General features: G+C 47.9%; 16 protein-coding genes. 8 read left to right on the top strand and 8 right to left on the bottom strand.

The genetic code is table 11. The annotated features are described in order from the left end of the window. Positions 1 to 122: 122 nt before the first annotated feature. The 5 genes from clpP (at position 123) to H591_RS0104625 (ending at position 7,164) form a co-directional block, all read left to right on the top strand. A complete protein-coding gene (gene clpP / locus H591_RS0104645; RefSeq protein WP_022965786.1) occupies positions 123 to 764 on the top strand; it encodes an ATP-dependent Clp endopeptidase proteolytic subunit ClpP in 642 nt (213 codons plus the stop codon). 106 nt (positions 765 to 870) lie between these two features. Beyond that, on the top strand, positions 871 to 2,154 hold the full coding sequence (clpX, locus tag H591_RS0104640; RefSeq protein WP_022965785.1) for an ATP-dependent Clp protease ATP-binding subunit ClpX: 1,284 nt from the start codon (positions 871 to 873) through the stop codon (positions 2,152 to 2,154). A gap of 147 nt (positions 2,155 to 2,301) precedes the next feature. Then, positions 2,302 to 4,698, top strand: coding sequence for an endopeptidase La (gene lon, locus H591_RS0104635; protein WP_022965784.1), 2,397 nt, complete (start codon positions 2,302 to 2,304; stop codon positions 4,696 to 4,698). 136 nt (positions 4,699 to 4,834) lie between these two features. Continuing rightward, the gene (locus H591_RS0104630) at positions 4,835 to 5,110 is read left to right on the top strand and encodes an HU family DNA-binding protein (protein ID WP_022965783.1); all 276 of its coding nucleotides are present in this window, start codon (positions 4,835 to 4,837) and stop codon (positions 5,108 to 5,110) included. A 185-nt stretch (positions 5,111 to 5,295) separates the two neighbouring features. Continuing rightward, entirely contained in the window at positions 5,296 to 7,164 is a 1,869-nt protein-coding gene (locus H591_RS0104625) for a SurA N-terminal domain-containing protein (RefSeq protein ID WP_022965782.1), read from the top strand. Positions 7,165 to 7,239: 75 nt separating this feature from the next. Here H591_RS0104625 and fabI read toward each other — a convergent pair whose 3' ends face one another. The 8 genes from fabI to gloB form a co-directional block, all read right to left on the bottom strand. Next, positions 7,240 to 8,037, bottom strand: a complete 798-nt coding sequence (fabI, locus tag H591_RS0104620; protein ID WP_022965781.1) for an enoyl-ACP reductase FabI — start codon at positions 8,035 to 8,037, stop codon at positions 7,240 to 7,242. Between the two features lie 19 nt (positions 8,038 to 8,056). Then, complete coding sequence (locus H591_RS0104615; RefSeq protein ID WP_022965780.1) at positions 8,057 to 9,697, bottom strand: ABC transporter ATP-binding protein; 1,641 nt, start codon at positions 9,695 to 9,697, stop codon at positions 8,057 to 8,059. Beyond that, on the bottom strand, positions 9,675 to 10,694 hold the full coding sequence (locus tag H591_RS0104610) for an ABC transporter permease (RefSeq protein ID WP_022965779.1): 1,020 nt from the start codon (positions 10,692 to 10,694) through the stop codon (positions 9,675 to 9,677). The genes H591_RS0104615 and H591_RS0104610 overlap by 23 nt, the downstream gene beginning before the upstream one ends. 1 nt (position 10,695) lies before the next feature. Beyond that, complete coding sequence (locus H591_RS0104605; protein ID WP_022965778.1) at positions 10,696 to 11,784, bottom strand: microcin C ABC transporter permease YejB; 1,089 nt, start codon at positions 11,782 to 11,784, stop codon at positions 10,696 to 10,698. Positions 11,785 to 11,786: 2 nt separating this feature from the next. After that, positions 11,787 to 13,604, bottom strand: coding sequence for an extracellular solute-binding protein (locus tag H591_RS0104600; protein WP_028244182.1), 1,818 nt, complete (start codon positions 13,602 to 13,604; stop codon positions 11,787 to 11,789). Beyond that, positions 13,604 to 15,430 carry an extracellular solute-binding protein gene (locus H591_RS0104595; RefSeq protein WP_022965776.1) on the bottom strand — a complete coding sequence of 609 codons (1,827 nt, stop codon included), beginning with the start codon at positions 15,428 to 15,430 and terminating at the stop codon, positions 13,604 to 13,606. Before H591_RS0104595 ends, H591_RS0104600 begins: the two co-directional genes overlap by 1 nt. Before the next feature lie 131 nt (positions 15,431 to 15,561). Then, positions 15,562 to 17,130 (bottom strand): lytic transglycosylase, encoded by a 1,569-nt coding sequence (locus H591_RS0104590; RefSeq protein ID WP_022965775.1) that lies wholly within the window; start codon positions 17,128 to 17,130, stop codon positions 15,562 to 15,564. Positions 17,131 to 17,213: 83 nt separating this feature from the next. Further along, positions 17,214 to 17,996, bottom strand: coding sequence for a hydroxyacylglutathione hydrolase (gene gloB / locus H591_RS0104585; protein WP_022965774.1), 783 nt, complete (start codon positions 17,994 to 17,996; stop codon positions 17,214 to 17,216). An 89-nt stretch (positions 17,997 to 18,085) separates the two neighbouring features. On the opposite strand from gloB, the gene H591_RS14845 reads away from it, so the two are divergent. Genes H591_RS14845 through dnaQ form a run of 3 tightly spaced genes read left to right on the top strand, consistent with a single transcriptional unit; the run spans position 18,086 to position 20,011 of the window. Next, positions 18,086 to 18,868 (top strand): class I SAM-dependent methyltransferase, encoded by a 783-nt coding sequence (locus H591_RS14845; protein WP_169337553.1) that lies wholly within the window; start codon positions 18,086 to 18,088, stop codon positions 18,866 to 18,868. Beyond that, positions 18,858 to 19,298, top strand: a complete 441-nt coding sequence (gene rnhA / locus H591_RS0104575) for a ribonuclease HI (protein WP_022965772.1) — start codon at positions 18,858 to 18,860, stop codon at positions 19,296 to 19,298. Before H591_RS14845 ends, rnhA begins: the two co-directional genes overlap by 11 nt. Next, positions 19,295 to 20,011 carry a DNA polymerase III subunit epsilon gene (gene dnaQ / locus H591_RS0104570; RefSeq protein ID WP_022965771.1) on the top strand — a complete coding sequence of 239 codons (717 nt, stop codon included), beginning with the start codon at positions 19,295 to 19,297 and terminating at the stop codon, positions 20,009 to 20,011. Before rnhA ends, dnaQ begins: the two co-directional genes overlap by 4 nt. The last annotated feature ends 31 nt before the right edge of the window (positions 20,012 to 20,042 follow it).

The raw sequence follows: 20,042 nt of genomic DNA, 5'->3' as shown, positions 1-20,042 counted from the left end.
TTTTACTCTGCTGACACCCAAGTGCTAGCAGGCCTGTGAGGTCTGTTAGCCAATAAGCCAGCCTTAGTGCTGGCTTGTGTGTCTTTATGACGATGAGCATTAATCTGGGAGCTACGGCAGATATGTCACACAATACTTTTATGCAAAACCCACAAGAGATTCAAGGCGCTGGCGGTTTGGTGCCAATGGTTGTCGAGCAGTCATCACGCGGTGAGCGTGCTTATGATATTTACTCGCGCCTGCTCAAAGAGCGCATTATTTTCTTAGTTGGCCCAGTCGAAGACTATATGGCGAACTTAGTGGTTGCGCAGTTGCTATTCTTGGAAGCTGAAAACCCAGACAAAGACATTCACCTGTATATCAATTCACCAGGTGGTTCAGTCACGGCTGGGATGTCAATTTACGACACCATGCAGTTTATTAAGCCTGATGTGTCGACTACTTGTATTGGTCAAGCGGCCAGTATGGGTGCGTTATTGTTAGCTGGTGGTGCTGCAGGCAAGCGTTATTGCTTACCGCATTCACGCATGATGATCCACCAGCCGTTAGGTGGGTTTCAGGGCCAAGCATCTGATTTTGAAATTCATGCGCGCGAGATTTTAACCATTCGTGATCGTTTGAATAAAATTTTGGCCGATCATACGGGTCAGCCAATTGACATTATTGCCAAAGATACCGATCGTGATAACTTTATGAGCGGTGACGAAGCAGTGAAATACGGTTTGATTGACCATGTGGCAACCAAGCGTCAAATGCCGGTTTAATCAACATTAAAGTACTGCTGTATATGTTTTATGTGGGTCTATGGGTTGAAAAAGCCGACTGAAGGCTTCATCTTATATTCATAGCCTACCAAACTGGAACGAACGAATGACTGATAAGCGTAGTGGCGAGGACAAAGGCAAGTTGCTGTATTGCTCCTTCTGTGGCAAAAGCCAACATGAAGTGCGCAAGCTGATAGCTGGCCCCTCGGTTTTTATTTGTGATGAATGCGTTGATTTGTGCAATGACATTATCCGTGAGGAAGTGCAAGAAGCACAGGATGAAAGCGCTGCACATAAACTGCCTTCGCCAAAAGAAATCAGCGGCATTCTGGACCAGTATGTGATTGGTCAGGAGCGCGCTAAAAAAGTTTTAGCGGTAGCGGTGTATAACCACTACAAGCGCTTAAACAATCGCGACAAAAAAGATGACATTGAATTAGGTAAAAGTAACATTTTGCTAATTGGTCCAACTGGATCGGGCAAAACATTGCTGGCTGAAACCTTAGCGCGCCTATTGAATGTGCCTTTTACCATTGCCGATGCGACCACTTTGACCGAAGCCGGTTATGTGGGTGAAGACGTCGAAAACATCATTCAAAAACTGCTGCAAAAGTGCGACTACGATGTAGAGAAAGCACAGATGGGCATCGTTTATATTGATGAAATTGATAAAATCACCCGCAAATCTGATAACCCATCGATTACCCGCGATGTGTCAGGTGAAGGTGTTCAACAAGCTTTATTGAAGCTGATTGAAGGCACCGTTGCCTCGATTCCGCCTCAGGGTGGACGCAAGCATCCGCAGCAAGAATTCTTGCAAGTGGATACGCGCAATATCCTATTTATCTGTGGTGGTGCGTTTTCTGGTTTAGAGAAAGTTATCCAAAACCGCTCTGTAAAAGGTGGAATTGGTTTTGCTGCGGAAGTACACAGTAAAGAGCAAGAGAAGAAAATCGGTGAAGCGTTGCGTGATGTTGAGCCCGATGATCTGGTTAAGTTTGGCTTGATTCCTGAGTTTGTTGGTCGCTTGCCAGTGATTGCAACCTTGGAAGAGCTCGATGAAGCCGCTCTGATTCAAATCCTCACCGAGCCGAAGAATGCGCTGACTAAACAGTATGGCAAGTTATTCGACATGGAAGGGGTTGAACTGGAGTTCCGTCCAGATGCATTGAATGCTGTGGCCAAGCGTGCCTTACTGCGTAAAACCGGTGCACGTGGCTTGCGTTCCATTCTTGAAGGTATTTTGCTCGACACCATGTATGACATCCCATCAGAAACTGATGTGACTAAAGTGGTGATTGATGAGAGCGTGATTGAGGGTACTTCTAAGCCTTTATTGATCTACGCATCGAAAGAGCCTGTAGCGAAGAAAGCAGCACCTGACGCTTAAGTGCGTACAGTGTGTTGATAAAAGGGCCTACGGGCCCTTTTTGTTATTTGTGCTGTTCACCTTGTAATTGTTGTTAGGCGCCCCCATCTTCAATCACAGGCTTAGCCAATATTATTACGGCCTGCGTGCCGCAAGTGAGAGAGAAGAATGAAGACAATCATCGAATTGCCGTTACTGCCATTGCGAGATGTTGTGGTTTATCCACACATGGTTATTCCCTTATTTGTTGGGCGTGAAAAATCAATTGCAGCATTAGAAGCTGCGATGGAAGGCGATAAGAAAATCCTTCTGATTGCGCAGCAGCAACCTGCAGACAACGATCCAAAACTAGATGCCCTGTATACAGTGGGTACCGTCGCCACGATTTTACAACTGCTGAAGTTGCCTGACGGTACTGTTAAAGTGCTGGCTGAAGGTGAGCAGCGTGGCGAAATTATTGAAGGATTGGCCGGTGACGACTACTTGCGCGCGCAAGTACAGTTGCATAACGAAGAACCCGCCAGCACCACTGAAAATGAAGTGCTGCGCCATACTTTATTCGAGCACTTTGAGTCGTTTGTGCAGCAAAGCAAGAAAGTCCCTGCTGAAGCTTTAGCGACGCTGGGTGAAATTGATGACGTCGGCCGCTTGAGCGACTCAATAGCTGCGCAAATGACCCTCAAGCTCGGACAGAAGCAAACAGTGCTGGACCGTCTCGATATTGCTGAGCGTGTCGATTTGCTCTTGGGTGTGCTCGACACTGAGCTTGAATTGCTTAATGTTGAAAAACGCATCCGTGGTCGCGTGAAAAAGCAAATGGAGCGCAGTCAGCGCGAGTATTATTTGAATGAGCAAATGAAAGCCATTCAAAAAGAGCTCGGTGAAGGCGAAGACGGTCAAAATGACATGGATGTGCTAAAACAGCGCATTGATGATGCTGGCATGAGCGAAGAAGCGCTCGCCAAAGCCCATGCTGAGTTGAAAAAACTGCAGCAAATGTCACCTATGTCTGCCGAAGCATCGGTGGTGCGAACCTATTTAGATTGGTTAATCAACACCCCTTGGAAATCCAAGAGTAAGGTGCGCTTAGATTTGCAGCGCGCTGAAGAAATTCTTGAAGCTGACCATTTTGGTCTTGAAGAAGTGAAGGAGCGCATCCTTGAGTATTTAGCCGTGCAAAAGCGCGTTAAAAAACTTAAAGGTCCGATTCTTTGCTTAGTTGGTCCGCCGGGCGTGGGTAAAACCTCTCTAGCGGAGTCGATTGCCCGTTCGGTCAATCGTAAATACATCCGTATGGCCCTCGGCGGCGTGCGCGATGAAGCAGAAATTCGAGGTCACCGCCGTACTTATATTGGTGCGATGCCGGGTCGAATCATTCAGCGTTTAAGCAAAGTTGGTGTGCGTAATCCATTATTCTTGCTTGATGAAATCGACAAGATGGGTCAAGACATGCGTGGTGATCCAGCCTCTGCATTGCTGGAAGTACTCGATCCAGAGCAAAACCATAGCTTCAACGACCACTATCTAGAAGTGGATTACGATTTATCGGATGTGATGTTCGTTTGTACCGCCAACTCAATGAATATTCCAGGTCCGTTATTAGACCGTATGGAAGTGATTCGTCTGCCGGGTTACACCGAAGATGAAAAGCTCAATATTGCTAAAAAATACTTAGTCAGCAAGCAGCTGAAAGCCAATGGCTTAAAAGATGCAGAGCTGATTTTTGAGTCAGATGCAATGCTTAATGTTGTGCGCCTGTACACCAGTGAAGCTGGTGTGCGTGGTTTAGAACGTCAAATTGCGAAAGTGTGTCGCAAAGTGGTGAAAGAACAATCCGCGCAGAAAAAAATTAAAGTCACGGTGACGGCTGATGATTTAGAGCATTATTTAGGTGTGCAAAAATATACTTATGGCTCTGCTGAGCTAGAAGATCAGGTCGGGCAGGTCACAGGTTTAGCTTGGACTTCAGTCGGTGGCGTGTTGTTAACCATCGAATCTGCAGTCGTGCCAGGTAAGGGCCAGTTGATCAAAACCGGCTCGCTTGGCGATGTGATGGTTGAATCAATGACTGCAGCTCTGACCGTTGTACGCAGCCGCGCGCAGTTATTAGGCATCGCTCCTGACTTCTACGAGAAGAGTGACGTGCATTTGCACATGCCAGAGGGCGCTACCCCTAAGGATGGACCAAGTGCCGGTATAGGCATGTGTACGGCGCTTGTGTCGGCATTGACTAAGATCCCGGTGCGCGCTGATGTGGCCATGACCGGTGAGATTACTTTGCGTGGCCAAGTGCTGGCAATTGGTGGTTTGAAAGAAAAACTACTTGCCGCACACCGTGGTGGAATTAAAACAGTTATCATCCCTGAAGAAAATGTACGTGACTTGAAGGAAATACCAGCTAATATAAAGGCCGATTTAGACATCAAGCCAGTAAAATGGATTGACGAGGTACTGCAAATTGCGCTGCAATACATGCCAGACCCATTGTCTGATGTCGCATCTGAATTATTAATGAAGGATGAGTCGCGAGAAACTGAAGCGACTGATCGCATCAGTACCCATTAATACTGTTGTGGTTGACATGCTTTTCGACACCTTGCTATAAAGCGTGGTGTCCGTGTCTTTTGATTGAAAGCAAAGCTGTTTTGTATGAATCAAAATTGCAATTATAATTATTTAAGAAACCTAAGGGGACTTACGAGTGAACAAGTCAGAGTTGATTGATAAAGTTGCTGCTTCGGCAGATATTCCTAAAGCCGTTGCAGGACGCGCATTAGATGCAGTTATCGAAAGCATCACTGGTGCCTTGCAAGAAGGTGATTCAGTAGTGTTGGTTGGTTTTGGTACTTTTGCTGTTAAGGATCGTGCTGCGCGCACAGGCCGTAATCCTCAGACTGGTAACCCAATTGAAATTGCAGCAGCAAAAATTCCTGGCTTTAAAGCAGGTAAAGCACTGAAAGACGCGGTTAACGGTTAACTAAGCGCTTCTTACACATTGGTTGTAAAGCTGGTGTGACTGGTACGTTCTATTTGCTGCTTAAAATAGAAAGCGCAGGCTTTACGCGTATCACTGAATACAAAGGCGCATCATTCGGTGCGCCTTTGTTTTATTAGCCCTACCCATAATGCACAGCTATTTTTAATAGCGACATCGGGGGATGCATGCTGCAGAATATTCGAGATAACTCTACGGGGTGGATCTCTAAATCCATTATTGGTTTGATTGTCGTGCTGTTTGCTTTTACTGGTTTTGATGCCATTTTAGGTTCAACCAGCAACAGTAATAATGCTGCCAAAGTTAACGGTGAAGAAATTACCCTCGATGCATTAGCTGAAGCAAAAAATCTTCAGCGCAGGCAACTGTTGCAGCAATTTGGGAAAGATTTTGATGCCAGCCTGATTGATGACGCATTACTTTCAGAAGCGGCATTGAAAGGTCTTATTTCACGTAAGTTACTGGTGCAAGCAGCGGATCAGTCAGGCTTCGCTTTTTCTAGCGCCTTAATTGATCAGTTTATTTTACTGGCGCCTGAGTTCCAGGTTGATGGCAAGTTTAATGCCGATCGTTTTGATCAGGTGATTCGTCAAATGGGTTACACCCGTTTGCAGTTTAGACAGATGATCGAGCAAGAGATGCGCACCGGACAATTGCGTGCAGGGATTGCTGCGACTACTTTTGTTACCGAGCAAGAAGCGCAAGCTTTTGCTGACCTAGAGCGTCAAACCCGTGACTTTGCCATGCTGACCATCAAACCAGGGTTGGATAAAGTAACGGTCACTGATGAAGAAGCTAAGGCTTACTACAGCGATAATGCTTCTGAGTTTTTAACTCCAGAGCAAATTGTAGTTGAGTACATTGAGCTGGATAAGAAAGCCTTCTTTGATCAGGTCGCTGTGGATGACGCAGCACTTCAAGAGATGTATCAAGCGGAAATCGCTAACCTTGCGGAGCAGCGTCATGCGGCACATATCCTCTTTGAAGTGTCAGGTGAAGTGACTGATGCTCAAGCCAAAGCAGCAGCGCAGAGTGCAATTGAGCGCATCAATGCTGGCGAAGACTTTGCTGTGGTAGCGAAAGAGATGTCTGATGACATAGGTTCTGCCGAGCAAGGCGGTGATCTAGGCTTTGCCGCAAAAGGTGTCTATGAACCAGCATTTGAAGACGCTTTATATGCGCTTGAGAAAGAGCAGGTTTCTGTCCCAGTGCGTACCGACTACGGCTGGCATGTGATTAAGTTGCTTGATGTGCAAGCAGCGGACATTCCAACCTTTGCCAGTTTGAAAGAGAAGTTGAGCCAAGATCTAAAAACCCAAGAAGTTGAACAGCGCTTTGTAGAAGCCGTTCGCGACTTAGAAAGCGCAGCTTATGAGTCGGCTGATCTGCAGCAACCCGCCAGCGAGTTGGGTTTAGAGATTAAAGTCAGTGAACCTTTTGGTCGTGAAGGACTGGATGGTTTGTTTGCTAATCGTCAGGTATTGCAAGCAGCATTTAGCACTGAGGTCCTCGAAGAGGGCGCTAACAGTACAGCTATCGAGCTTGATCCAGAAACCACAGTGGTGCTGCGTGTTAAAGAGCATAAGCGTCCAGAGCCCATTGATTTTGCTGAAGTCAGTACGCAGATTCGTGAGCAATTGATTGCCAAGCGTGCGATTGAACAGGCTCGGAGCCAAGGTGAAGCATTGCTAAGCAGTTTACAAGAAGGTAAAGCTTCGGTTGAACAAGCCCAGCAAGAGACTTGGCAGGTGGTAGAAGCAGCGACGCGTGGTCAAGAGAATATTGATCCTGAAGTGTTACAAGCGCTGTTTAAAATGCCTAAGCCAGAGGCGGGTGCTGCTAAGTTTGCAGGTTTAAACCTCGGTAATGGTGACTATGTGGTTGTGCGCCTAACCGGCGTCAATGCTGCAGATGTGTCACTGAACGGCAGCGAATTGAAGCAGTACCGAGACATTCTTGCCTCACGTGCTGGTCAAGTCGACTTCAATGCATTCCTCCAGCAACTTGAGTTGGACGCAAAAATTCAACGTTTTTAAGCGTTGAATTGTAAGTACAAAAAACCCGCTTTCAAGCGGGTTTTTTGTTGCTCAGGAAACATCGTTTGAGAAAACTCAGTCTTCTTCGATGTTACCCATCGCCGTGGTATTGAAGCCACCATCGACGTACATGATTTCACCGCTGATACCTGAGGCTAAGTCCGAGCATAAAAATGCACCGGCATTACCGACTTCATCAATGGTCACGTTGCGACGCAAAGGGGTTTGTTTCTCATTGGCAGCGAGCATTTTACGAAAGCTCTTAATGCCAGATGCGGCGAGGGTGCGGATCGGACCTGCAGAGACCGCATTCACGCGAGTGCCTTCAGCACCTAAGCTACCGGCTAAGTAACGCACACCGGCCTCTAGGCTGGCTTTAGCCATGCCCATAACGTTGTAGTTCGGCATGGTGCGCTCTGCACCTAAGTAAGTTAGGGTCAGTAAGCTACCATTGCGGCCTTGCATCATGCTGCGACCGGCTTTAGCTAAAGCAATAAAGCTATAGGCGCTGATATCGTGAGCAATCTTAAAGCCTTCGCGGGTGGTGACTTCAGTAAAGTCGCCGTCGAGTTGATCGCCTGGGGCAAAACCGACTGAGTGCACGATACAGTCTAAACCGTCCCACTTTTTCGCCAGTTCAGTAAATACGTTGTCAATATCGTCATCATTAGCAACATCGCAAGGGAAGCACAGGTCAGCGGATGAGCCCCAGGTTTCGGCAAAGCCTTCAACACGCTTTTGCAGCTTTTCATTTTGATAGGTGAAAGCCAACTCTGCGCCTTCGCGGTGCATGGCGGCTGCAATGCCTGAAGCAATGGATAATTTGCTGGCTACGCCAACGATTAAAACGCGTTTACCGGTCATGAAACCCATGATACTTCCTCTTCTTCAATCAATAATCATGCGTTTGCTGCTGCGAGCTATTTATAAATGCCGCTGCGAGCAACTGCTGTGTATAGGTTTGTTGCGGCGCTGCAAAAATACTTGCTGCAGCACCTTGTTCAATCACTTGCCCCTGACGCATCACCAATAAATGGTGACTGAGGGCTTTGACCACTGCCAAGTCATGGCTAATAAACACATAGGTCAAATTGTATTTCAGCTGCAAATTACGCAGCAATTCCACCACTTGACGCTGTACAGTGCGGTCCAGCGCTGAGGTGGGTTCATCTAAAACAATCAGCTTCGGCTTCAGTACCAAGGCGCGCGCAATCGCAATACGTTGCCGTTGTCCCCCAGAAAATTCATGGGGATAGCGGTGCCGTGTGTCTGGATCGAGGCCCACTTCTTGCAACGCAGCGATGATTGCTTGCTCTTGTTCCTGTGCATTGCCCATCTTGTGGATATGCAAACCTTCGCCAATGATATCTGAGACGCTCATTCTTGGGCTCAGGCTACCAAATGGGTCTTGAAAAACCACTTGAATGTCGCGGCGCAGTGGTCGGATTTCTTTTTGCGAGAGTTGGTCGATGGCATTGCCTGCGTAAAAAATGCCGCCTTTACTATTGATTAGCCGCAAAATTGCTAAACCTAGGGTCGATTTACCTGATCCGCTTTCGCCGACGACGCCAAGGGTTTGTCCGCGCTGCAAGGTGAAACTAATGCCATCAACAGCTTTAATATAATCGGCAGTGCGCTGAAAAATACCTTTTTTGATCGGAAACCAAACACGTAAATCGCGGGTTTCCAATAGCGTCTCGCTCGGGCTATGCGGAACTGGCGTGCCGCTTGGCTCAGCGCCGAGCAGTTCTTGCGTATAGGGGTGCTGTGGGTTGCTAAAAATCTCAGCGCATGCGGCTTGCTCAACAATTTCGCCGTTGCGCATCACGCAAACACGATGGGCGACGCGCCGCACTAAGTTCAAGTCATGGCTGATCAATAAGATCGACATGCCAAGACGCTCTTGTAAATCGCTGAGCAGTTCTAAAATAGTTTGCTGCACAGTAACGTCCAGCGCCGTAGTCGGTTCATCAGCAATCAGCAGTTCCGGCTCATTGGCGAGTGCCATGGCAATCATCACACGCTGACGTTGTCCGCCAGACAGTTCGTGTGGGTAGGAATTCATGCGCTGCGCGGGGTTGGGTATCTCGACCAGAGTAAGTAGCTCTAGTGTGCGCACTGAGGCTTGCTTGGCGTTCATCCCTTTATGCAAAATCAGGATTTCATTGATCTGCTTTTCGATGGTGTGCAAAGGATTGAGCGAACTCATCGGCTCTTGGAAAATCATCGCAATGCGGTTGCCGCGTACTTTACGCAAATACTCTGGCGCAGCAGCAAGCAAGTCCTTGCCTTGATAGATAATCTTACCGCTGGGATGACGTGCCAACGGGTAGGGCAGTAAGCGCAAAATAGAGTGCGCAGTGACCGACTTGCCTGAACCACTTTCGCCAACCAGCGCCAGTGTTTCACCTTTATGAATGCTGAAACTGATGTTGTTGACTGCGCGCTGTACGTTCTCGCCGCTGATAAACTCAACGGATAAGTCTTCAATGCTGAGCAGTTGTTCCACTTTATTTTCTTGGGTCGAATGCATCACGGGCAGCCTCACCAATAAATACTAATAAACTCAGCATCAATGCCAAGACCGTAAAAGCGCTGATACCCAGCCAAGGTGCCTGTAAGTTGGATTTACCTTGCGCCACCAATTCACCCAGTGAGGGTGAGCCTGGCGGTAAACCAAAACCTAAGAAATCCAAAGCGGTTAATGTGCCAATTGCGCCAGTTAAAATAAAAGGCAAGAAAGTAATGGTTGAGACCATCGCGTTGGGCAGAATATGGCGGAACATAATCGCACTGTTTTGCATGCCTAAGGCGCGTGCCGCACGAACATATTCCAGATTACGGCCACGTAAAAACTCCGCGCGAACCAAATCAACCAAGCTCATCCAAGAAAATAACAACATGATTCCCAGTAGCCACCAGAAATTAGGCTGAATAAAGCTGGCCATAATAATCAACAGGTACAGGACCGGCAGTCCCGACCAGACTTCTAAAAAGCGCTGGCCGACCAAATCTACCCATCCACCATAAAAGCCCTGCAAAGCGCCAACAAAGACGCCAATCACTGAGCTGACTAAGGTTAATGTCAGAGCAAATAACACCGAAATACGGAAGCCGTAAATCACCCTAGCCAAGACATCACGGCCTTGGTCATCGGTGCCCAGCCAGTTTTGCGACGAGGGCGGTGCTGGGGCTGGCACTTGCAGATCGTAATTGATGCTGGAGTAGTTAAATGGAATGATCGGCCACAGCATCCAACCATCTTTTTCCGCGATCAGCTCTTCGATATATGGGCTTTTATAATTGGCTTGTAACGGAAACTCGCCACCGAAAGCAGTTTCTGGATAACGCTTGAGCACTGGAAAGTACAGTGCACCGTCATACTGCACCAGCAGCGGTTTATCGTTGGCAATGAACTCTGCGCCCAGCGATAGAATAAATAAACCGAGAAAGATCCATAAGGAAAACCAGCCGCGCTTATGTTCTTTGAACAGCGCAAAACGGCGTTGGTTGATCGGAGAAAGCGCCATATCAGTTCCCCCGACTGCTGAAGTCGATGCGCGGATCGACCAAGGTGTAGGTAATATCACCGATTAATTTAACCAGCAAACCCAGTAAAGTGAATAAGAATAACGTACCAAACACTACCGGATAATCGCGATTAATTGCCGCTTCAAAACTCAGTAAACCCAAGCCATCGAGCGAGAAAATCACTTCAATTAGCAGTGAGCCGGTGAAAAACATGCCGATAAAGGCCGCAGGGAAGCCGGCAATAATAATCAGCATGGCATTACGAAATACATGGCCGTACAAGACTTTATTTTCTGGCAAGCCTTTGGCACGTGCGGTGGTCACATACTGCTTGTTGATTTCATCCAAGAAACTGTTTTTAGTCAGTAAAGTCAGCGTGGCAAAGTTACCAATCACCAGAGCGGTGACCGGCAAGGCTAAGTGCCAGAAGTAGTCGCCGAGCTTACCGAGTAAGCTTAGCTCTTCAAAATTATTGGAGGTCAGGCCGCGCAGCGGAAACCAGCTTAAATAGCTACCGCCGGCAAACACCACCACCAATAAAATTGCAAACAAGAAGGCCGGGATCGCATAGCCTAAAATAATCGCCGAACTGGTCCAAACATCAAACGCGCTGCCGTGGCGTACGGCTTTACTGATCCCCAGCGGTATGGAAATCATATACATCAACAGCGTACTCCAGAGCCCTAACGAGATTGAGACGGGCATTTTTTCAAGAATTAAATCAGTCACCTTGGCATCGCGGAAGAAACTGTTGCCAAAATCAAAGTGCGCATAGTTTTTTAGCATAATCCAAAAGCGCTCGATGGCCGGCTTATCAAAGCCATACATCTTCTCGATTTCCAAGATCAGCTCAGGATCTAAACCTTGCGCGCCTCGATAGTTGGCTGAGGCGCTACTAGAAACTTCCGAGCCACCGCCGGAAATACGCCCAGTGGCTCCGCCTGCTGCTGCGTCAAAGCCTTCCAGTTTGGCAATCATTTGTTCTACAGGGCCGCCAGGTGCTGCCTGAATAATAATAAAGTTGACCACTAAAATGCCCAGCAAAGTGGGAATGATCAGCAATAAACGCCGAAAAATATACGCCAGCATAGTTATTCGTCCGCCGCAGTAGAGGGGTGGGCTGCGTCAGGTTTAATCCACCAGGTCATTAAGCCGTAATCATACAAAGGTGCCACTTCGGGTTGTGCCAAGTGTTGCCAGTAGGCTGTCCGCCAAGTGTCGATGTAGTAGTTTGGAATCACGTAATGGCCCCAGAGTAAAACCCGATCCAACGCGCGCGCATGGGTGATTAAACTGGCGCGGCTTGGCGCGTTGATAAGACCTTCAACTAAGCTGTCGATGGCAGGATCTTGCAGGCCAATAAAGTTGCGGCTGCCGGGGTTATCGACACTGCTGGAATGCCAAAAGTCCCGTTGTTCATTGCCCGGTGAATTGGATTGCGACCAAATACTTGAGGTCATCTCAAAATCCCGCGAGCGCATGCGGTTGATGTATTGTGATACATCGGCGCGGCGAATGGTCATCTCAATGCCCAGTTCGGCAAGATTGCGCTTAAAGGGTAGAAGGACACGCTCTAAGTTGGCTTGAGCAATAATAAACTCAAAAGCTAGCGGCTCACCCTCAGCATTGACCATCTGATCATTTTCAATGCGGTAGCCGGCTTCTTGCAGCAGGCGATAAGCTTCTAAACGGCGCTCACGAATAATGCCACTGCCATCACTGATCGGCGTTTGGTAAGCCTGGGTAAACACTTGCTCAGGAATCGAACCGCGTAGTGGCTCTAAAATCGCCAGTTCTTCTTCTGAAGGTAAGCCACGAGCTGCCAGTTCCGAGTTTTCAAAATAGCTTTGGGTACGGATATAAGAGCTATAAAAAAGCTGTTTATTGGTCCACTCAAAATCAAATAACAGGCTTAATGCTTGGCGTACGCGCGGGTCTTGAAACATTTTTTTGCGTAAATTAAAAGTAAAACCCTGCATGCCGACAGGGTTGTGGTTCTTAATCGACTTTTTGATAATCGCACCGCTGCGCAGTGCTGGAGAGTTGTAACCAGTGGCCCAATCTTTAGCCGAGTATTCCAGGTTGAAATCAAACTGACCGGCTTTAAAGGCTTCTAGCGCGACTGACATATCGCGGTAATAATCAATATAGATGGTGTTGAAATTGTAAAGTCCGCGCGACACCGGGAGATCTTTGCCCCACCAGTCTTTTACCCGCTCATAGCGCAAACTGCGTCCGGCATCGACCTGCACTAGACGGTACGGGCCACTGCCTAACGGCGCGGTTAAGCTGGTTTTAGTGAAATCGCGTTCTGCCCACCAATGTTTTGGCAAGATTTGTAGCTGACCTAAAATCAGGGGTAATTCGCGGTTATTACTGTGCTTAAAATCAAAGCGTACTTGCAGTGGATTTTCCACCACCACTTCAGCAACATCAGCATAATAATGGCGATACAGCGGATGGCCTTTTTCGATCAGGGTGTTAAAGGTGAACAGCACATCTTCAGCGGTCACCGGCTGACCATCATTAAAGCGTGCTTTGGGGTTTAAATAAAAGCGGACAAAGCTGTGGTCATCGGCTTTTTCAATACGCTCAGCGAGCAGGCCGTATTCAGTAAAAGGCTCATCGGCGGAATGGTAGGTGAGGGTGTCGTAAAGTAAACCAATCTGATCGCCGGCATTGCCTTTAGGAATAAAAGGATTAAGGCTGTCAAAGCCATTGAGGCCGGCCAAACGCAAGGTGCCACCTTTTGGCGCATCTGGATTGGTGTAGTCAAAATGAGTGAAGTCGCTTGGATATTTAGGCGCTTCATCGTACAACGTCATGGCATGTTGCGGCTCGGCCAATGCAGCCGTGCTACAGACTAAGACGCAGAGTGATAAACAACCACGACGCAAGGCAGTCAGCATCATTTGATCTCCGAAGGTTTTAACCACCAAGCACGCAAGCCCAAGGTGTAAGGTGGAATGCGCACAAATTCAAAACGGTTTTGGTAAGCAATACGGTGGTGGCTAATATACCAGTTGGGAATACTGTAGTAGTTCCACAGTAAGGCACGGTCCAGCGCGCGGGCCGCAGTGCGCTGCTCATTATAGGTTTTTGCATTGAGTAAATGATCGAGTAGCTCATCAATTACCGGACTGTTAATCCCTGCGTAATTCTTGCTACCTTTTACCATTGCTTGTGATGAGTGAAAATACTGCCATTGTTCAAGGCCGGGGCTTAGCGTTTGCGGCAAGGTTAATAAGGTTAAATCAAAGTCAAAGTTATCCAAGCGTTGCTTAAATTGAGCACGATCAACGGTGCGCATGCGGGCGTTGATGCCAACCTCATTGAGGGTGTTGATATAGGCCTGCAAAATGCGTTCTAAGCTGGGATTAACCAGAAGTATTTCCAGTTCAAGGACTTGACCTTGTTTGTTTTTCATACCACTGGCACTGCTTTTCCAGCCAGCTTTGGCCAATAAGCCTAAGGCTTTGCGCAAGGTCTCGCGTGGAATGCCGCGACCTTCGGTGGTCTCTAAGACAAAAGGTTGTAGAAATAACTCTAAAGGCAGCTGCTCACGCCATTTTGATAGCAGCAACCACTCAGCTCCTTTGGGTTTATTGCGGGCCGAAAAATCACTATTAGGGTAGTAACTGTTGGCGCGCTGATAGGCATTATTGAATAGAGTTTTATTGGCCCATTCGAAATCAAATAATAAAGTTAAAGCTTCGCGTGTGTCACGGTCGTGAAACTGTGCACGGCGCGTATTAATAAACAAAGCTTGGGTTTGCGTGGGGATTTGGTGAGCAATTTCAGCACGAATCACTCGGCCTTTGGCAATGTCTGGGAAACGATAGTTATTGGCCCAGTTTTTCGCTTGATGCTCAATATAAAAATCAAAACTGCCAACTTTAAAGGCTTCAAAAGCAACATGTTTGTCACGATAAAAATCCACATAGACTTTATCGAAATTGTATTTACCACGATTCACCGGCAGATCTTTTCCCCACCAGTCTTTAACCCGTTCAAAGACTAAGGCACGCCCAGGTTTTACTTCGGTGATTTTATAAGGGCCACTGCCCAGCGGCGCTTTAAAGGTGGTTTGGCTGAAATCTTGATCACGCCAGTAATGTTCAGGCAGCACAGGTAAGTCGCCAATGCGTAAAATCAATAGAGGGTTGCCCGCGCGCTTAAAGACAAAACGAATGCGATGACTACTGAGGATATCGACCCGCGCCACTTCTTGCAGATACGTGCGGTATTGTGGGTGGCCTTGCTTTAATAAAGTGCGATAAGAAAACGCCACATCTTTTGCCGTGATTGGCGTGCCATCATGAAAGCGTGCTTCTTTGCGTAAGTTGAACACTACCCAACTGCGACTGGCATTGTATTGCACTGTTTCAGCGATTAGGCCGTACGCGCTGGCTGCTTCATCACCGGATGGGTCGTAATTACCACTACCAACCATTAAAGGTTCGTTTAACTCGCTAATGCCATAGCTGGCAAAATCAGCTGTGCCGATTGGGCTGGTGCCTTTTAAGGTGTAGGGATTGAGGGTATCAAAGGTGCCAAACGCCATTAAGCGTACGCTGCCACCTTTGGGCGCGTGCGGATTGACCCAGTCAAAATGAGTGAATTGTGCGTCATATTTAAGTTGTTCAAACTGAGCATAGCCGTGTTTGGTGACTAAGCTGGCATAGATGGATGGGCTAAAAAGCACAGCAGCAATGAAAAAAAGAAACACGCGCATAAGACACACAATCCATAAAAAACAGGCACTCAATATCCACAGTCTACTTGATCGGCTGGCGCAGCGTCATACATTCATCAAGACACTAAGGTTGATTGGCACTATCGGGCTCAACTAACGGGGCAAGTCTTTTATAGGTAGAGTGCGAGGGTTTGTCCAGGTTTTAGCGCTGTACTAATTTTTGGGTTCCAGTTTTGTAGTTGTTTTAAACTGACCTTATGGCGCTTGGCAATGCCATACAGTGAATCACCGGCACGCACCTTATACAAAGTAGCCACTGCGGTTCGATGAACAGTCGGGTTGCTGTTGGCCGTTAAACTGAGGTTTTGACCGATTTTGAGCGCATTGGATGACAAGTTATTCCAGCGTTTAAGATCCGTCACTGAAACTTTATGTTGCGCGGCAATGCGTGAAAGAGTATCGCCTTTACGCACTGTGTAGCGGCGGCTTGGGCTTGCTACGGCAGGGCGATTGTATTGGGCTAAGTTGCCAGCAGCACCGGCTGGGCTTTTCGGAATATTGAGTACTTGACCAATGCGCAAGTTGTCGTTGGGCAGTTTGTTGATGTCTTTAATTAAGCCTGTGGTGACAAAATGGCGATTGGCAATGGCTGACAAATTATCACCGCCGCGCACGGTGTATTGTTGCCACTGGACTATGTCGCTGGGCTTCATTATGGCTAGTTTAGCAGCCAACAACTCAGCACTTTTTGTGGGTACTAATAAGTGTTTAGGTCCGCCGAAAGTGATTCCCTGGGTATAGGCAGGGTTGAGTTTTAACAGGTGATCTTCTTTGACTTGTGCGAGTTGTGCGAGCTGTGAGATATCCATTTGTTGCTTCAATGGAATCTGGGTGAAGTAGGGTTCATTGGCCACTGGACTTAGATTGATGCCGTAGGCTTCAGGGGCGTTAATGATCTGCGCGACGGCCAGTAATTTGGGCACATAGGCTTGAGTTTCTGCAGGCAGATTAAGGTTCCAATAGTCGGTTGGTAAGCCACGATCAATATTGCGCTTAATCGCTCGGCCAACTGTGCCTTCTCCAGCGTTATAAGCGGCTAAAGCCAATAACCAGTCACCATCAAACATCTTGTTCAGGTATTCAAGGTAGGTCAGCGCCGCTTCAGTGGAGGCCATAATGTCGCGACGGGCATCGTACCAATGGGTTTGCGTGAGTTTAAAGTGACGACCAGTGGATGGAATAAACTGCCATAAACCTGATGCATGTGAGCGTGAATAGGCCAGTGGATCATAGGCACTTTCAATCATCGGCAGCAGCGCCAACTCGAGCGGCATATTGCGCGCTTCTAAGCTTTCAATAATGTAGAACAGGTAGGGGTTGCTGCGCTCAGAGATGATTTCAATTGAACGGCCGCGGCTGGCAAACCATAAACGCTGTTGATCAATACGAGGGTTGTCTAGATGGTCTTGTAACTGAAAGCCTTGGCGAATCCGCTGCCAAGCATCAGTTTCTTGGTTGGTGTCAACATCATTAACCCAGTTAGGGTTGTTTTCAAGACCAACAATAAAACCATCTTTACTTTTGTGGTGTTGATTGGATGCTTGGGGTGAATCGTCAGTTGAGCCATTAAAGGTCTGGCAACCTGAGCTTATTGCCACTACCAGCGCCAACATTGCCAGTGCAAAATTGCGACGGATGGGCTGGGTTATCTGTAGTTTGTTTCGGCAAATAACAGGCATCAATCAATATGCTTTTCAGAAAGTTTGCGCGATTCTAGGAAGCTCAATCCCTAGGGTCAAGTTCATTGGTCAATTATGTGAACTTAAAATGTATCTTTCCATGTGCGTAAAGTTGCAAACACTTCGCTGGCGGTTTGCAAAGTTGTTTGCGCTTTTTGTTCTGCAGCATCTTTGACTGAAGGCTCTAGACAGCGCAGAAAAGGGTTGCTGGCTTTTTCTAGGGCAATGTTGCTGGGTAGAGTAATCAGGTGCTGTTCGCGTAATTGCTGCACCTCCAGCAAGCGCTTAGCCAGTTCTGCATTGCCTGGCTCGACGGCAACCGCAAACAGTAAGTTGCTTAATGTGTACTCATGCGTGCAATACACTAAGGTGGTATCAGGCAGCGCAGCAAGCTTGCTTAAAGAGGCATACATTTGCTCAGCGCTGCCTTCGAAGATGCGACCACAGCCACCGGCAAATAAAGTATCGCCGCTGAGCAGCCAAGGTGTATTTTTAGTGTCGTCAGAAAAATAAACGACGTGACCCAGCGTGTGTCCGGGCACCGCAAAAACCTGTACGGTATGACCAAGCAACTCGATTTGGGAACCTTCGTCGACGGCGAGATCTAAACTGGGTATTTTCTCACGAGCAGGACCGGTTACTTTGGCTTGAGTCGCCTGTTTGAGTTGGCTGACACCGCCGACATGGTCATGATGATGGTGGGTGATTAGAATGTCAGTCAATTGCCATTGTCGGTTGGCGGCTAACCAATCCAGCACAGGCTGCGCATCGCCCGGATCAACCACTGCACAATGCAGCGTGTCGGAGTTTTGCAGCAGCCAAATATAGTTATCATTAAATGCAGGTAAAGCGGTAAACGTAAGCATGACAAGATCCTAAGCAGCCTTTTCGACAGCTTAGCATGTTTGTCATTAAGCTTTTCGCGGTCAGGGTCAACTTAGGTGGGCAGCAGTGTATGGTATTACAACGTTTTTCTGGGCTTCTGACGCGCTCGCGTAAAGTGTTAGCGGGCTCTGTTGCGCAGTGGTTTTTAACCGGTAAAGGGCAGTTGCTCAGTACCATGGAAAGTAAACTGCTGGAAACACAGTTGGCCAGGCATTTTGGCAGTTTTGTGCTGTTTTATAATCCGCCGGCTGGCATGATTGCGACCCCAAGTATTCGTCACCAAGTCAGCTTGGGTGATCGAAGCTTGGACGTGGAGATGCATTGTGCTGAAGATCGTTGGCCAATTGCTGCGGATGCTGTCGATGTGGTGGTACTGCAACACAGTTTGGATTTTGCCCTATCACCGCATGCGCTGTTGCGCGAAGCAGCGCAGTGCGTGCGCCCAGGTGGACATTTGCTGATTGTCGGCGCACATGCTTGGAGTTTGTTCGGTGTTTACCGTTACTTTACCCGTAGCGTTTGGAAGCATGCCTATTGTTTGCCGCCGGCGCGCATCACTGATTGGTTGGCTGTGCTGGGCTTTACCTTAGAGAAGCGCAGTTTTGCTGCTTACCAACCTTTATTTACCGCCTCGGCAGTGCAAAACAAATTGTCGTGGCTGGAGCGCTACGGCGCTGCGAAAAAAGCGCCTTTAGGTGGCTGTTACATGTTAGTTGCCCGTAAAATGGTGCATGGTGCGCATCCGCAAGTACAATCATCGAAATTAAAAGTGCAAAAACTGCAGCCCAGCGTGGTTGCTGCGCAGACAACACATCAAAGTAACTTTAAACATAGCGAAGAACATGACAGATAAAGTGGATATTTTTACCGACGGTGCCTGTAAAGGTAATCCTGGTCCAGGCGGCTGGGGTGCATTGTTGGTCTACAAAGGTAAAGAGTTAGAGTTGTGGGGTGGCGAACGCGAGACCACCAATAATCGCATGGAGCTTACTGCAGCGATTCGAGGCTTGGCGGAGCTGAAAAAATCTTGCCCAGTACGCTTGGTGACGGATTCCAAATATGTCATGCAGGGCATTCAAGAGTGGATGCCCAATTGGAAAAAACGCAATTGGAAAACCGCCGCCAAACAGCCGGTAAAAAATGTCGATTTATGGCAGCAGCTTGATGAACAAGTGGCCCGGCATCAGATTGAATGGCAGTGGGTGCGTGGTCATACCGGTCATCCAGGTAATGAGCGTGCCGATCAGTTGGCTAACCGTGGTGTAGAGGAATTGTTTGCATGAGATATGTCGTTTTAGACACTGAAACCACGGGGATGCCCGTCACCGATGGTCACCGTATCATTGAAATTGGTTGTATTGAACTGCAGGGCCGCCAGCCTACTGGGCGCCATTATCATGTTTACCTACAGCCTGATCGCACCATTGATGAAGGTGCGATTGCGGTTCACGGTATTACTGATGAATACCTAAAAGACAAACCGCGTTTTAAAGATATCGCCGATGAGTTTTTTGAATTTATCGAAGGCGCAGAGTTGGTGATTCATAACGCGGCGTTTGATATCGGTTTTATCAATAATGAATTTGCTTTGTTGGGACAGTCGGATCGCTCCGATGTGACTGAACATTGCACCGTTTTAGACACCTTGGTGATGGCACGTGAGCGTCACCCAGGGCAGCGTAACAACCTCGATGCCTTATGCAAACGCTATGGTGTTGATAACTCGGGACGTGACCTGCACGGCGCTTTGCTGGATGCGGAGATTCTTGCTGAAGTCTACCTAGCAATGACGGGTGGTCAAACCAACTTGTCATTGGCCGGTGATGGCGGTGATGCCGGTGGTGGTTTTGTCAGCGTGACTAAAATCAGTCGTCTTGCCGCTGATCGCGCCCCTTTGTCTGTGGTCACTGCGACTGCAGCAGAGTTGGAGGCGCACCAAGCGTTTCTGCAGAAGATAAAAAAGGCCAGCGGTGTTGAGCTGGCCTGGGATGAGTAAAGCGATACGGCTTTAAGCCAACCGCGACAAC

Origin of the sequence: Denitrificimonas caeni DSM 24390 (assembly GCF_000421765.1) — a bacterium.
GTDB lineage: Bacteria > Pseudomonadota > Gammaproteobacteria > Pseudomonadales > Pseudomonadaceae > Denitrificimonas > Denitrificimonas caeni.
Note: the sequence above shows the minus strand (reverse complement) of the source record. Positions and strands in the feature narration are given on the sequence as shown.